The organism is Desulfovibrio sp. (assembly GCF_034006445.1).
Lineage (GTDB): Bacteria > Desulfobacterota > Desulfovibrionia > Desulfovibrionales > Desulfovibrionaceae > Desulfovibrio.
Genome location: NZ_JAVESS010000001.1, coordinates 631010 through 645922, shown reverse-complemented (window position 1 = coordinate 645922; position 14913 = coordinate 631010). Strand labels below are relative to the sequence as shown.

10 protein-coding genes are annotated in these 14913 nt (G+C 55.4%); 7 read left to right on the top strand and 3 right to left on the bottom strand.

Annotation, left to right across the window (positions count from 1 at the left end; all coding sequences use genetic code 11):
• Positions 1 to 1977 precede the first annotated feature (1977 nt).
• The 3 genes from RBR41_RS02705 to RBR41_RS02695 are packed head-to-tail and all read right to left on the bottom strand — an operon-like array spanning position 1978 to position 4689.
• On the bottom strand, positions 1978 to 2883 hold the full coding sequence (locus RBR41_RS02705; protein WP_320350807.1) for a DMT family transporter: 906 nt from the start codon (positions 2881 to 2883) through the stop codon (positions 1978 to 1980).
• Between the two features lie 10 nt (positions 2884 to 2893).
• On the bottom strand, positions 2894 to 3679 hold the full coding sequence (locus RBR41_RS02700) for an alkaline phosphatase family protein (RefSeq protein ID WP_320350805.1): 786 nt from the start codon (positions 3677 to 3679) through the stop codon (positions 2894 to 2896).
• On the bottom strand, positions 3679 to 4689 hold the full coding sequence (locus RBR41_RS02695; protein ID WP_320350803.1) for a hypothetical protein: 1011 nt from the start codon (positions 4687 to 4689) through the stop codon (positions 3679 to 3681). The genes RBR41_RS02700 and RBR41_RS02695 overlap by 1 nt, the downstream gene beginning before the upstream one ends.
• A 214-nt stretch (positions 4690 to 4903) precedes the next feature.
• Here RBR41_RS02695 and RBR41_RS02690 point away from each other — a divergent pair, with 214 nt between their 5' ends.
• The 7 genes from RBR41_RS02690 to RBR41_RS02660 all read left to right on the top strand — a co-directional run bounded on the left by RBR41_RS02690 (position 4904) and on the right by RBR41_RS02660 (position 14507).
• Complete coding sequence (locus RBR41_RS02690) at positions 4904 to 6001, top strand: glycosyltransferase (RefSeq protein ID WP_320350801.1); 1098 nt, start codon at positions 4904 to 4906, stop codon at positions 5999 to 6001.
• A 140-nt stretch (positions 6002 to 6141) separates the two neighbouring features.
• Positions 6142 to 6711 carry a hypothetical protein gene (locus RBR41_RS02685; RefSeq protein ID WP_320350800.1) on the top strand — a complete coding sequence of 190 codons (570 nt, stop codon included), beginning with the start codon at positions 6142 to 6144 and terminating at the stop codon, positions 6709 to 6711.
• A 650-nt stretch (positions 6712 to 7361) separates the two neighbouring features.
• The gene (locus RBR41_RS02680; RefSeq protein WP_320350798.1) at positions 7362 to 8468 is read left to right on the top strand and encodes a glycosyltransferase family 21 protein; all 1107 of its coding nucleotides are present in this window, start codon (positions 7362 to 7364) and stop codon (positions 8466 to 8468) included.
• A gap of 256 nt (positions 8469 to 8724) precedes the next feature.
• Positions 8725 to 9915 carry an ABC transporter permease gene (locus tag RBR41_RS02675; protein WP_320350796.1) on the top strand — a complete coding sequence of 397 codons (1191 nt, stop codon included), beginning with the start codon at positions 8725 to 8727 and terminating at the stop codon, positions 9913 to 9915.
• A 60-nt stretch (positions 9916 to 9975) separates the two neighbouring features.
• Complete coding sequence (locus tag RBR41_RS02670; protein ID WP_320350795.1) at positions 9976 to 11946, top strand: glycosyltransferase; 1971 nt, start codon at positions 9976 to 9978, stop codon at positions 11944 to 11946.
• Between the two features lie 39 nt (positions 11947 to 11985).
• Positions 11986 to 13452: a D-glycero-beta-D-manno-heptose-7-phosphate kinase gene (gene rfaE1 / locus RBR41_RS02665; protein ID WP_320350793.1), complete on the top strand. Its 1467-nt coding sequence runs from the start codon at positions 11986 to 11988 to the stop codon at positions 13450 to 13452.
• An 11-nt stretch (positions 13453 to 13463) separates the two neighbouring features.
• Entirely contained in the window at positions 13464 to 14507 is a 1044-nt protein-coding gene (locus RBR41_RS02660; protein ID WP_320350792.1) for a glucokinase, read from the top strand.
• The last annotated feature ends 406 nt before the right edge of the window (positions 14508 to 14913 follow it).

Below are 14913 nucleotides of genomic sequence, written 5' to 3'. Positions count from 1 at the left end.
CATAACGTCATGTGGGAAAGTAGGCCGCTGCCAACATCTTTTAAAGCTCCCCGCTGCTACTCGCGCGGGGAGCTTTGTGATTTTACCCCAAAGCTATTTCCTCGCTCTGCTGTCCTTATCCGTAAAGTGCTTGCAGCGCTAACGGCTAAGGCAACGTCATGTGGGAAAGTAGGCCGCTGCCAACATCTTTTAAGAAGCCCTTCGCTGCTAAAGCGCGAAGGGCTTTTTGTCGTTCTGGGGCAAGGTTTTCCTTCCTTCCTTCCTTCCTTCCTTCCTATTTCCTATGCTCTTCATTTGGGCCGCTTCCGGCGGACAGGGCTTCGTGTTGCTCGTGTATTTTGGCTTGTCGCTCGATTGAACGGCATGTGCCCTGCGGGCATGGCGGCATTTCTTTTTATGTTGATTTGGCCGCCTCCGGCAGGGGCAGATGGGGGCCTGTTAGGGGCTGCCGCCCCTCCGAGGCCCCCTCTGCACTCCCCCCGGACGACCCCGCTGGGCTTGTCGTATATCCCCACTCCCACGGGTTGGCCCTAAGGGGCTTTCCATATTCCACTATTCACCGAGGGCTGCGCGGCCTCTGCTGCGGGAGCTTCCTCGCTGCGCTCGGCGATCTCCCTGCGCGCCGCGCAATGCCAGCGCACGCCTTCGCGTTGAATGTGGGCCTGAGAGGACGTCTTATTCTGCCGAGTACCTGTATACTGATGGAGTATTGCTGTGATTATTCCATTTGTTCAGAGCAGGCAGGTTCCTCCTGATTTCCGAATCTTCCATTTGGACCGCCTGCGCGGCGGGCGACGTAGTGTGGGCTGCAGGTTGGCGCTCTGAAGAAAATAAAGCAGGGCTTGTCCTTTGAGAGTGAGCTTCTGTGCCCTGCGGGCACGAGGGCTTTTCTTTTTATGCTGTTTTGGCCGCCTGCGCGGCGGGCGGCAGAGGGGGCCTGTTTGGGGCTGCGCCCCTCCGAGGCCCCCTCTGCACTCCCCCCGGACGACCCCGCTGGGGCTTTCGTATATCCCCACTCCCACGGGTTGGCCCTAAGGGGCTTTCCATATTCCACCATTCCCCGAGGGCTGCACGGCTTCGGCTCCGGGAGCTTCCTCGCTGCGCTCGGCGATCTCCCTGCGCGCCGCGCAATGCCAGCGCACGCCTTCGCGTTGAATGTGGGCCGGAGAGGACGTCTTATTCTGCCGAGTGCACTGTATACTGATGGAAGATAGCTGTAATTATTTCATTCAGCGCAGCCTGATTCCGCTCTATTTCCAATGTCTTGCACTTGGGCCGCCTCCGGCGGGGGCAGATGGGGGCCTGTTAGGGGCTGCCGCCCCTCCGAGGCCCCCTCTGCACTCCCCCCTGACGACCCTGCTGGGGCTTGTCGTATATCCCCACTCCCAGGGTTGGCCCTAAGGGGCTTTCCATATTCCACCATTCACTGAGGGCTGCGCGGCTTCGGCTCCGGGAGCTTCCTCGCTGCGCTCGGCGATCTCCCTGCGCGCCGCGCAATGCCAGCGACGGATCATTCAAGGAACACAGCAACATGCTATCACCTGGGCTATTAGTCAGCCGTAGTGTGCCCAATGTGTACCTGATGGGGGTCATAGCTGTCCGCAGGACATAACAAACACCTCTCAAAGGACAAGCCTGCTTTTAACCCGCCCAGAGTACTGCCCGCGTACGCTCTCCCGCGCAGGCGCCCCAACCGACAGTAAAAGTTAAGCTTCCGTGCCCGCATGGCACAGAACCTGCCACTCAAAGTGCATGCTTTGTATGCTTGTGGTTTGACAACACACTCTTGAAGTTCGCCTTGTGATTGCGTTAACGGCGCTCATATTCAGAGTTTATTAGAGGGGCGTCCTGCGGAGTTCAAAAGGCGCTGCCTAAGAAAAGACGTGACAGCGCCTATTGCGTAGCAACAGAGAAGGTTTGCAGCAATGCAAACAATAAGATGGACAGATCGGACTTATGCTTGCGCCCAAGACTTTACTATTCTTTGCTTTTGTCTGTGGTCAATAAAAGCACGGCGCCGAGCACGAGGGCGCACCCCAGCCAGCCGAGGGGAGTAAAGTTTTCATCCCAAAACAACCAGACCCACAGAGTTCCGAGTACGGGTTCCAAATGGCAGGTAACAGCGGCACGGACGAGGCTGATGCGCTTTAGCCCCATACCATAACAAAAATAAGCCAGGTAGCAGGTTAAAAAACCGAGGACTATGAGCCAGGCCCATATGTCAGGGCTGTGGTTCACATGTATGGGTTCAAAAAGGCCCAGTGCAATGCTGCCGCCAAGAAGCATGTAGGCGTAGATGGCGGCAGTTGAGTATCGCGTCTGCCACCAGCGATAAAAAGGGTAGTGTGTTGCATAGCAGAAGCCAGACAGCAGCCCGAACAGTATGCCCACAATAGATGCCTCGCCGGGGGTGCTTCCCCCAGTGAAGCAAACCAGTGCAGTGCCACAGAGCGCTATGCCAATGGCCAGTATTTTACGCTTTGTGATCCGCTCTTTAAAAAGAAAACGGGAAAAAACGGCGACCCATACAGGGGCAGTGTACAAAAGCACAACGGCGGTGCCCCCGCCACTGAGCTTGATGGAAATCTGCATTGCGGCAAAAAGGACTGCCGACCCCCATAGTCCAAAAAACATAAAAATAAGCGCATCACGAACATTAACGCGCCATGAGCCTGTTATTGCGGCGTGGATTATGAAACACAGGCAGCCGATAGCCGCCCGCCAGAATGCTGTTTCAAGAGGGAACACGCCGCCGGCAATGCAAAACTTGGATGCAACGCCCAGCAAAGACCAGAAAAACGCCGCAAACAGAATCCACACATAGCCACTGCCTTGTGGATTTACCTGCAACATGGGGCCTCCGGCCGTGCCGACTTTTTGCATTGTCCGCTCCTTATATTGACTGCCTGTCCACTGCCAGCCCCAGCGCCCGCAAAACAAGATCGGCTATCTCGGTCTGTTGTGAAGGTATGGTCTGATTTTTCCAGGCTGTCCCCAACAGCCATAGCGGAACACGTCGGGTCGCTTCTGTATTGTCATTGTGCCCGTGGTCTTCGTCCATGCCATGATCACTGGTCACCAGAACAGAATATCCGTGACTTAGCCACTGTGGGAGCCACCTGGCCAACAGGCCGTCAGCATGGCGAGCGGCATCGCGATATTCGCGGCTGTGGGCTCCGTAACCGTGCCCCGCATAGTCAATGCCCATAGAATGCACCAGTAAGAGATCCGGCGCAAAGCACTGGCAAAGTGCCGCAGCATCATGAAAAAGTTCATCGTCAGGGTAAGCGTCGTTACTGTAAAACAGGCCATGTTCGATGGGCATGCCCGGGGCGTTGGTCAAACGATGTCGCGCTGGCTCAAAGGGGGAGGTGTTGCACAACTCGCTCATCCAGTAGTAGGCAGCTGCGGCGGTTACAAGTCCCGCATTTTGCGCCCTGGAAAAGATGGTAGGCGCGGGGCAAGGCCGCAGGTCGTCATTATGAAAAATACCGCTTTGCGCGGGTGGTAATCCGCAGAGCAGCGTTACATAGGCAGGCCGGGAAAGTGGGGGGAGAAAACACTTGAGTTCGGCGTATTGAGCTTCGCCAGCCTCCTCAAGGGCTTGCGGATAGGAGAGGCATTGCCGGGCTGTGGAAGCAGTGAGTCCGTCCAGCAGGACCATGATTACGCGGGGCATTACCAGTCACCATCTCCCGTTGGGCGCGTTCCAAAATGCAGTGATGGCGCAAGAGCACGAAATTCCGCCGCAGTAACTCCCATGACATCATAGTTTTCACGCAACCAGTGCAGAAAGTCATAAATTTTTTGGTACAAGGCGTCGGCTGCGGCTTTGTCTGGTATGTTTGGAGAACCGCCAGGCAGCATTTCGGAAGAATGCCAAAAAAGGCTGAGTACCCGTCCCCCCCGTCGTAACAACATTTTGGTCGCTGTACGCATGACGGACTGGCTGTGCCATACCGGGTTGGGGCTTAAGGCTCCCCAGAAATGAAAAGAATCCACCACAGGCCGCCTGCGGGTCAAGCCGTACCATAGGCGGGCCAGAAGCGGATGCAGTGGCAGCTGTGTAACCGGAGACTCCAGAAGGCCGGGGGCATCATCAACCCAGTACGGGTCAGTCGGCGCAAGAAAATGGTCAGGCCCGCCAGGAAAAACCCGTAACGGACAGACAGAACTGTCGAAGGTAATGCCTTCCTCGGCCAGCAAGGGGCGTACATTGGATTTCAGATCCCAGCGTCCCATGCGGAAGCTGGTCAGGGGTGCACCTTGAAAATCACGCCCGGCGTCCAGCAGAGTTCCCAGGCGTTGCCGCAGCAGTTCGCGCGGCAATGCATCAGTGCGGATCGGAGGCCCCTCCGCGCAATGGGGAGATCCCTCGCACGAGAGGAACGGAGGCGTACTCCAATGATGGAGGTGAGCGGCAATTTCAGCCTGGCACTTGTCACGCATCCAGGCCAGGTGGGGGCGGGCTTCATTGCTACTGAAAACAGTATGGGCGCAAAAAAGCGTCAAGGGGAAGCCCAGGTCACGGGTGAGGGGGGCAAGTTGTGGGAGCAGGCTCACATTGCGCACACCGCATCCCGAAGACGCATACCGCCCTGAAAAAAGCCCTTCTTCTTCCACATCAAGGCTGACAATGACGTAAAGAGGTTGGCTGACATTCTGCTGTGCAGCTGATGGCTTGGTCATTGCGGCATTGTAAACTCAACGTCCTGGTATGGCAATGCAACAGATTTGCAACAAAGGAGAAAAACTGGCGCAAGCCGGGCAGGGCGTCGCTTGCAAATAGCTCTGGAATACATAAAAATGGGCGCAAGCTTTCACCTGGTACGGGTTGTCCTGGTCGGGGTGAAGCTTAGCGCAGAAAGGTTCAGTTAAGGCTTTTCGCGCCATAAGGAGAATCATGCCCACACCCCTGCGCGTTCTTTTTTTGATGGAAGACCTTTGCTTCGGCGGAACACAACGTCAAACGCTGGAATTGGCCCACCGCCTCGATAGAAAAAGATTCACTCCGGTCATGCTGACCCTTACGGGGCCGACAGATCTCGACGCTTCCGCCATTGAAGCTGGAATTGAGCTGCATCATATAGGCATGGGGCGGCGGGTGCCTGTTTTCTTCTTTATGCACCTGGCCGCCAACCTGAGAAGGCTGACCCCGGATATCATTGTGCCCTGCACGGCCTTGCCCAATATTTGGGGCCGTATATGGGGGCGCGCACTGCGCCTTTTTGACGGGGCAAGGCGTCCATTAATAGTTGGCACCTGCCGTGGCGGAGGTGCCCCGGCGCGCCAGCATGAAAAGTACTTTTGGCGTTTGGCTGACCATATGGTATGCAATTCTGAGGCCCTGCTTAAGATATTACAGGGCTTTGGCATTCCTTCTGGCCGGGTCAGCTATATACCGAATGGTGTGGATACAGAGTTTTTTGTTCCCGCAGAACCTGCACCTTCACAACGGGAACCCCTCATACTTTGCGTTGCTCGCCTGGCAGGAGACAAGGATCATCTGACACTACTGCGCGCCTTTGAACTTGTGTTGCAGCGCTGTCCTTCTGCCCGTTTGCGCCTGGTAGGCGATGGGCCTGAAGAAGCCGCGCTCAAGCGTTGGGCCGCAGAAAATCCTGCGGGCAGCAGGGTTGATTTTGTTCCCGGTGGGCTGGACATGCGGCCCCATTATGCAGCGGCGCGCATTTTTGCCTTGTCTTCGGCGCGGGAAGGGCAGCCAAATGTGATTCTTGAAGCCATGTCCAGCGGATTGCCTGTATGCGCTACTTCGGTGGGTGGAATTCCGCGCCTGGTTGAGCACGAAAATAGCGGGTTGCTTTCGCCAGCGGGAGATGCCGCCACGCTGGCGCGTCATTGCTGCCGCCTGCTTGAAGACAGCGCCTTGTGTGATTCAATGGGGGCTGTGGCCAGGCACAGGGTTGAGAGGGATTTTTCCTTTGCGGCAATGGTAGCGGCGCATGAAAAAATATTCAGCCATCTTGGCATGTTGATTTGATTTTGTGCATAAGAGAGCCATGTATGAATTGTATGAATAAAGCTCAAGCAATACTTGAAGTATTGAGTGGGCTAGAACCCATCCCTGGAAAGGGGATGGCCGGTCTTGCCCAAAGAATAAAATATATTTTCGCTTGTTGCGTGCCTGATGCTTGTAACAGGGACATTTTGCTGCACAAGGGGCAGTTGTGGATTGGCTGCCTGCTGTTGGCCAGCTTGATGGTTCTTTGCCAGGGAGGCTTTTATGAACCCCAGGCTCAGGAAAATGCATCCACATCTGTTGAACCTACAGGTGCAGCAGCGGATGTTGACGGCGAAAACAAGCCTCACGCCGACGCGGCCAAGGAAGAGTCCGTGACTTTGGAGCCATCGGGGGGGCCTGTTGAGGTGAGGGAGCTTTGGACGGGTTCCCTCTATTCTTCAACCTACAGGGTTGGCCTATGCTTTTCGGCCGACGGAAATGTGCGTGGCGTCGTATACTTGCGCCTGTACAACGGCAAGGTAGACGTGTACCACATTGTCGGCAGCGTCAAGAACAATGAAGTCCGGGCGCGGCATTCTTCAGGTCATGCCTTTAAAGGGCGTCTTGTTTCCAATGATAAGGTTGAGGGCACTATTACGTTGAAAAACGGCATGAAGGTGCAGCTTGAGGGCAAACGCACTCTTGACGTTCCCCTTGCACCCGAAAATTGTGCGCCCTTGCCGGAATAGCGCGAATACTGTGAAAAAGGCAAAAATCTTGATCCGCAAGGCTAGAGCATTTTACCTTTGAAAAAGTGTAAGTGCTCGAGCACTGTACGAAAGTGCAGCGCGCACCACGTGACGGGGATTCAGCCGGGCTTTGGCTGTTGCGACGCAGGACGTTATGGATGCTTAAAGCGTTGTGACGCAGGAAGCTACGCTTGCTTCAGCCGTTGTGACGCAGGAAACTACGCTTGAAGACAGCATGAGTAACTATACGTCTTGTTCTGTGTAATCGCTATCGCCATTCGTAAGGCTCGTAGACTCGCCAACGACTGCCGCGAAGACAGCATGAGTAACTATACGTCTTGTTCTATGTAATCGCTGTCGCCATTCGTAAGGCTCGTAGACTCGCCAACGACTGCCGCAAAGACAGCATGAGTAACTATATGTCTTGTTCTGTGCAATCGCTGTCGCCATTCGTAAGCGGAAAAACCCGCTACGGCTACCGCAAATCGCATTTTTTTGCTGACTGAAAACTTTGAATTGTAAAATATTTCAAAGTTAATCTGCTCTAGGGTTCGTGTTGTCGTGAAGGAGTAGTTATGTTCTGGCTTTGGTTTGTACTGGCAAGCTTCAAATGTTTGTTGCTTTATATCCTGGCAAAGACGGGTCAATCCTTGTCCCGCCGAGCGCGCCTTGACGAGGCGGCCAACCGTACCCTGCCGGAAGACCGGTGGCCTGTGGTGGGGATGATTGTGCCCATGGCAGGAACGGACAGGCGTATGTCTGCGGCAGTGCGAAGCTTGCTTATCCAGAACTATCCCCAATATATTCCTGTTCTTGTTACGGCAAAGAATGAAGAACCAGCGGCAGATCTCGTCCGCAGTATACAGAAAGACTATCCTCATGTGCGGCATGTAGTTGCTGGAGCGGCACAACATTGCGGACAAAAAAATCATAACAGCCTTCACGGTGTGGCCGCTGTAAAGGATGATGTGGAAGTTTTTGTCTTTTGCGACAGCACACACACGGCGAGGCCAAACTTTTTGCGTCATCTTGTGGGCCCCATTGCCACGGGAGAAGCAGAGTTTTCCACTGGCTATCATGTCGTGGACCCGCGAGATCACCGTCTGGTAACGCTTGCCTACGCCTTGTGTGTTTTGCTTATGCGGCTTTTGCAGGCTGTATCGTCCTTTACTCAGCTCTGGGGCGGGGCCATGGCAATGACGCGCGAAGCCTTCAGCAGGTTCGCTGTTGAAGAACTGTGGGCAAGTAACGTTGTTGACGACTGCTCTCTTTCCGCCCGGCTGCAAAGTTTGCGGGTGCCGGTGCGCTTATGCCCCGGTGCGCTTCTGCATACGGAGGCCGTAAAACATGAACGCCAGGTCTGGCGTGCCTGGATGGAGCGGCAGGTTCTTTTTCTCAAATTTTGCATGCCCTTGCAGTGGGGTTTGCTGGGCTTCATGTGCGTGGCCATGGTTCTGCCCCCTGTGCTGGCAGTCTTCATGCTGCTTGGGTGGCTTTTTGCCAAGGTCAGCGGACTGAGCTTGGCATTGGTGCTGCTGTGGGTGGTGCTGCTGGCCAAGGTTCTGTATTTGTGGCGAAACCTCTTAAAACGCTCCATTTCACTCGCGCGGTGGTGTCTGAGCTTTTTGGATGCCGTGGTGATGTTTGCACTGGTCTATGTTTACAGTCTGCCCGCCAGAAGCATTGTCTGGCACGGTCAACGTTATGTGGTTGGGGCGTGCGGCAAGGTACTGCGGATAGAGCGGCGTTTTGAATGAAGTGGCAAAATTTTTGCGGCAAGATATCTGTGTGTTCGGCAGCAGGCAGGCAAGCAGGCGTGATGGGTAGATAGCCTTTGACATATGGCTGTTCTGACATATATACTACTTTGCCCATTTTGAGTAAAAATGAAAATTCTCCTGTCATACTGTTTGGAGAAAGATTGATACGTTACGTATGCGGCGACTGACTACGCTTTGTTTACACCACGCGCGTTACAGTTTGTTCCAATGATATTTTTACAGTGGTTTTGTCATGATTGCCATGTCCGACCTTTTTCGCGTCAGCCTGCGTCAGGTTGTACGCCAGCGCGGCTTCGGGGTGATATTGTCTATCGCCCTGGGCATCACGGCCTTTATTGTTCTGTCAGTGCTTGGGCGAGAAATTCGCTATAAAGTCGGCCAGGATATGGTATTGATGGGGGGGGTAAACGTTGTCCGCGTATATATGGATGACGCCCAGTACCCCGGTCAGCCCATGCGGGGTTTTTACCCCGACTCCGTTGAAGCCCTGCGCCGCCTGCCCGGTGTGGGCATGGTCAGCCAGAACATTCGAGAGGGCAAAGGGTTTGCCTTGCGCGGAGAGGGCGAACGTACGCTCAATGTGTACTTTATTGGCATTGACCAGTATTTTTCTGATGTGTTTTCCTTGTCGCTGGTTGCCGGGCGCTTTATGGACGTTGAAGATGTCACTGCCCATAAACGCGTATGTATGCTTGGCCGTGAGGCCGCCCAGGACCTTTACGGTGATCCTGCACATGCTGTGGGGAAACTGCTGTTTCTTCAACAGGATGTTTTTGAAGTGGTGGGAGTGGTCAGCGGCGTGATGCTTGGCAGTTGGTCGCAGGGGGGCTTTTTGCCCTATACGACCATGATTGACCGAAACTGGGCAGGCGACAAGGTGACGCGACTTTTTGTCCGCGCCATCGGCTGGCAGGATGTCCCCCCTCTGGTAAAAGAAATTCCCACTGTTGTCAGGGATTATCAGGCTGCTCCTTACCTTGTCGTGCACACCCAAGAGGACCAACTGGCCCGTATTCAGGATACTTTTCTGTGGGTTGAGGTACTTCTCTGGCTTGGTATCGCCGCGTCTCTGATGCTAGGCGGCTTTGGCATCTGGTATGGCACTTTTGCCGCTGTGCGTGCGCGTACACGTGAAGTGGGCCTCAAGAAGGCCATGGGCGGCTCGGACACGGATATTCTGGCCCAGTTTTTGGCTGAAGCCTTGTGCAAATCCGTGGCTGGCGGCATGTTGGGTATTGCCTTGGGCATTACGCTGGTTGAAGTGGGGGCCTTGTCCTTGGGCACAGGCATTTCTTACCCGCTGCTGCTGGTCAGCAGTCTGGGCAGTATTGTTTTTTCTGCCGTTATCGGTGTGGCTGGCGGCCTGTATCCGGCTGTTCAGGCAAGCCGGATGGATGTTGTTACGGCTCTGCGTTTTGAGTAAAAATTCTGGCGGCCTGTTCACCGCAATGGTGGAATCGGCTGCTTATGGATAGGGTGATTCATGGCTCCTGTGATCGTCGCCAAAGATCTGTACAAATGCTACGCAGGTTTTGCGCCAGTTTTGCGTGGCGTGAACATTGAGGTGGAGCCGGGTGAAATGGTCGCCATCATGGGGCCATCCGGTTGTGGTAAATCTACCATGCTGCACGTGCTCGGCATGCTGCACGCGCCGGATTCCGGCTCGCTGGAAATCCTCGGCAAGGATGTGCTGCACCTCGACAGAGAACAGACCGCAGCCTTCAGGCGTGGCACCATGGGCTTTGTCATGCAGTCCAGCAACCTTTTCGACCACTCCACTGTTTTTGAAAACGTGGAATTTCCGCTCATCTACGAAAAGTTGCCCCCCCAGGAACGCTGGGAAAGGGTTATCCAGGCGCTGGAACTGGTGCGCCTCTCGACCCGGGTACACTATCGCAGCAACAGGCTTTCGGGTGGTGAACAGCAGCGTGTGGCCATCGCACGCGCCATGGTCAACAATCCCCGTATTCTTCTTGCCGACGAACCCACTGGTGCGCTGGATGCCAAGACCAGCCGCCTTATTATGGATAATTTCCGTACGCTCTGCCATACCGGCGGCGTGTCCATGGTTGTTGTGACGCATGATCCCAAGATGGCCGAGTTTTGCGACAGTGTGTACACTCTTGAAGACGGTATTTTGCATTGCCGCAAGCGTGAGATCCCCAAAATTGCCGTTCAGGAGGCGTATAACCTTCTTGCCGGCCCCAAGCCCGTTGTGCGCGGCGCTCTGGTTGCGGAGCGGTTTCCTGAAGCGTCTGGTCAGAGCCTCATGTATGAAGCGCATAACATGTACGCTTCCGGCCTGCTTAGCCGCATTTACGCCATTCATGACAACGGCCTGTTGGGCAGCCCCGAAGGGTATGCTTTGCCCCTTGCTGTGCGCCGCATCGGCGCATGGCGCATACTCGGCGCATACATGACCATGTTCCGCCATATGCACGGCTCTTCAGCAAGCATGTGGAGTCTTTGGCGCACTTTGCCTGGTCGCGGTCGCTGGGGGCACTGGCTGTGGGATCATTTGCGCTCTTTTGGTTCCGGCGCACTGCTGGCCCGATGGGGACTGGAAGAAAATATTGAAATATTTTACGCCGCTGGCGCGCATGGGCCAGCTACTGCGGCCTGGGTTGCCTCGCGTCTGCTGGAAGTGCCCTATGCGTTTGCCGTAAAGTCGCACGATCTGGTCAGCCCTGGGCAGAACTGGGCAGCCAAGGTCAAAGATGCGGTTTTTGTGCGCTGTGATACCGAAGCAACGCGCAAGACCATGTGCGAACTGTTGCCAGAAACGCCCGGGAACAAGTTTGTGGTTTTGCGTGATCCTCTGACGCTGGCGCCCGCACTTTCCGAAGACGATGCGGGGCAGGCGGCTCCCGGCGGCAAGGTAGAGAGCGCTCTGAATATTCTGGCTGTGGGGTCCATTTGTCGCCGCAAAGGATACGATATTCTCCTGCAAGCCTGCGCTGCCCTGAAAAACAGGGGAATAAATTTCAATCTCAAAATAGTCGGGCGCGGGCCTGCGCGCTTGCGTTTGCGCTGGTTGGCCCTGCGTTTGGGCTTGCGCGGCCATGTGCAGTTTATGGGCCAGGTGCCCCACGAAAACATGCCAGAATTCTACAATAAGGCGGATATTTTCGTGGCCCCCGGCCGCCGGACACGGCAGGGGGATATGGACGGTCTGCCGTCGGCGCTGGTAGAGGCCCTGGCTTTCGGGGTGGCCGTTGTTGTGAGCGATCTTCCTGGTCAGACCGAAGCCGTGACTGATGGGCGCAATGGACGTGTCGTGCCGCAAAATGACGTGGCCAGTCTGGCTTCCGTTCTTGAAGAACTGGCTGCGGCTCCGCATGAACGTCATCGTCTGGGCGAAGCCGCACGACGCGCTCTGCCCGACTTCCTTGATGAAGAGGGCGTTGAGGCGCGAATGAGCGCTTTTTTCAAAGAAGCATGTCATAAACCGTGAGGCTGCATCGACGCGTTCACGTCTTGAAACGGAATTGCCATGAATTTTGACAAGGTACGTGTGCTGGTTGTGGGCGATGTTATGCTTGACCGCTATATAACCGGCAAGGTGGGACGCATTTCTCCTGAAGCTCCTGTGCCGGTGCTTGGTGTGAACAAACGTTGGTTTGCGCCAGGCGGTGCGGCCAACGTTGCCCGAAACCTGGTGCATCTTGGCGCGCAAGCCGCTCTGGTTGGGCTTACCGGGGCCGATGCCGATGCTGCGGATCTTTGTCAATGCCTTGAACAGACAGGCATCACACACCGCCTTGTGCCATCGTTGACACGCGCCACTACCTGCAAAACCAGGATGATCGCACAGGGCCAGCAATTACTGCGTCTGGATGAAGAACAATGCCGCTGCCCCTCGGCGCAAGAACTTGAAGCCTTGTGGCAGGCTGCGCGGGATTTGCTGCCTGCATGCCAGGCTGTCGTTATTTCCGACTATGGCAAAGGTGTATTGCTGGACACTGAACAGGGCCGCAATTTATGCCGCCTTGTCATAGAAGAGGCGCGCCGCCTTGGCATCAAGGTGCTGGTTGATCCCAAGGGCGTACGGTGGGAGCGCTATGCGGGCGCGCACTGCGTCACGCCGAACAGGGCAGAGTTTGATATCATTAGCGGCAGGGACGCCAATATGCCACTTGATCGTGAAACACGCGAAAAGCTTGCGGATCGAGTGCGCGGCGACTACGCCATTGAAAGGCTGCTTATAACCCGCGGGGCCAAGGGAATGGCCTTGTTCACGCCAGATACGCCGCCGCGCTACGTTCCGTCTGTGGTGCGTGAGGTGGCGGATGTTTCTGGAGCGGGAGACACCGTCATCGCTACCCTGGCGGCCTGCATAGGCAGCGGTCTGACCTGGGAAGAAAGCATGGATGTGGCCAATGCCGCTGCCGGTGTGGCCGTGGGTAAAATGGGCACAGCCCCCGTAAGCCTCAGCGAATTGCGCCAGGCTCTGCGACAGGGGGCAGACAATCCCAAGCTTTACGCCCTGCCGGATCTGCTTGAAAAAGCGGAAGACTGGCGTCGCAAGAACGAAAGTATCGTCTTCACAAATGGCTGCTTTGACTTACTGCATCCTGGTCATATTTCTCTTATTCGTCAAAGCGCCTCCCAGGGAACAAGGCTTGTGGTGGGCCTGAACTCCGACGCATCTGTACGCCGCCTCAAGGGGCCCAGCCGCCCGGTTCAAAATGAACAAAGCCGTGCCATGCTGCTGGCTGCCTTAAGCGGTGTAGACGCTGTGGTGCTCTTTGACGAAGACACTCCCCTGAACCTTATTATGGCCCTACGCCCTGATGTGCTTGTCAAAGGCAGCGACTACACGGTGGACAGCGTTGTGGGGGCGGATGTCGTTCTCGCCTCCGGCGGACGGGTATTCCTGGCGGATCTGGTGCAGGGATGCAGCACTACCAGCATTGTGCGCAAAATTGACGAGTCTGGCGCAAGCGCCTCTTCACGGTAAGAGAGGTAGCCATGCAGAGGATACTTGTAGCTGACGTTGGCGGCACAAACTGTCGGTTCGCCAGTTTCAGCCTTGAGGATGACAGGCTTTCCCTGGAAGTGGCAACTCGCATTGATTCCAAGATATTGACCAGCAGACAGTCGCTGTTTGCCGCACTGTCAGAAACGCTGTCGCAGCCTGTTGAAAGCGCCGATGCCATTGTGGTGGGATTGGCCGGGCCTGTGGACAGGCAGCGGGGACGCCTTACCAATGGCAGTCTGTACATTAATATTGCGGACATGCCAGCCTGCCAGGCCGCCCGGTGCCTGCTTCTCAATGACTTTACTCTCCAGGCTTACGCCACGCTGACCCCGCCGGGAATGAGCGCGTTGCACGTAGCGGGCCCTGCCAAAGAGCGGAGCGTCGCTGTGGAAGCCTCATCAAAACCCGCTTGGGGCAGTGGCTCAAACGAGCCGGGCCGCATGGGGGCGCGTTCGGTTGTCGGCGCAGGAACCGGGCTTGGCGCTGCCAGCCTCCTGCCTGTCGGAACTGATGAGTGGCTGCCTTTTTCCAGCGAGGCCGGGCATGCCGCTTTTGCTTTTTTTGAGGACGAAGAACAGGAATTCAGGCGCTTTTTGTGCAGAGAACTGGGGCGGCCTTTTGCCAGCGCCGAAAATGTTCTTTGTGGCGATGGTCTTTCCATCCTGCACTATTATCTTACCGGACAGTTTCTGCAGCCACGGCAAGTCGGCGAGCGTGCGCTTTCGTGTGATACGCCAACCCTTCAATGGTATGCCCGCTTTTTAGGACGTTTTTGCAGGGGGTGGATGCTCTCTACCCTTTGCCGGGGTGGTTTGTGGATAGCGGGTGGAGTGGCCGCCGCCAATCCGCTTTGCGTCACCAGCTCCACATTTCTTGAAAGCCTATACGCTTCTTCTGAGGCTACGCTAACTCTTTTACAGCACATTCCTGTGTATCTTGTTACAGATACAGACAGCGGGCTTTGGGGAGCGGCCTTTGCCGGACAGACACTGTTGCGAAAATATGGGCATACACATACAAGTGTACCGCTGTAGCAGGATGTATTTTGCAGCATATGCCACAGTTATGCGCATTTGAACAAAAATAAAATTTCAAATAATACACGTTATTGCCTTGAAAATTGCGAATACTGCAGTTTGCATGGCCCTCCATACTTGACCTCATGATAGAAGTTTTATACCTTACCATACTCCTTTGATTCACACACAGCAGTGGAAGTGCAGGACGAAGCAGTAATGCCGAATTTTGTGGCTCGTATTCTACGCCGCATCACGGTAAAGCAACGTCCGGACTGAGCATTGTTGCGTTGGTTATCACTTGGCCCGGAGTAGTTTTGGGTGAACACTCAAAATGACCATGGCCAGGCGATCGATATGACGCGTGAGACGACAGGCCGGTAGTTCTTTTTTGGAGCCGGGTGTCTTGTTGGTGAAAAACGGC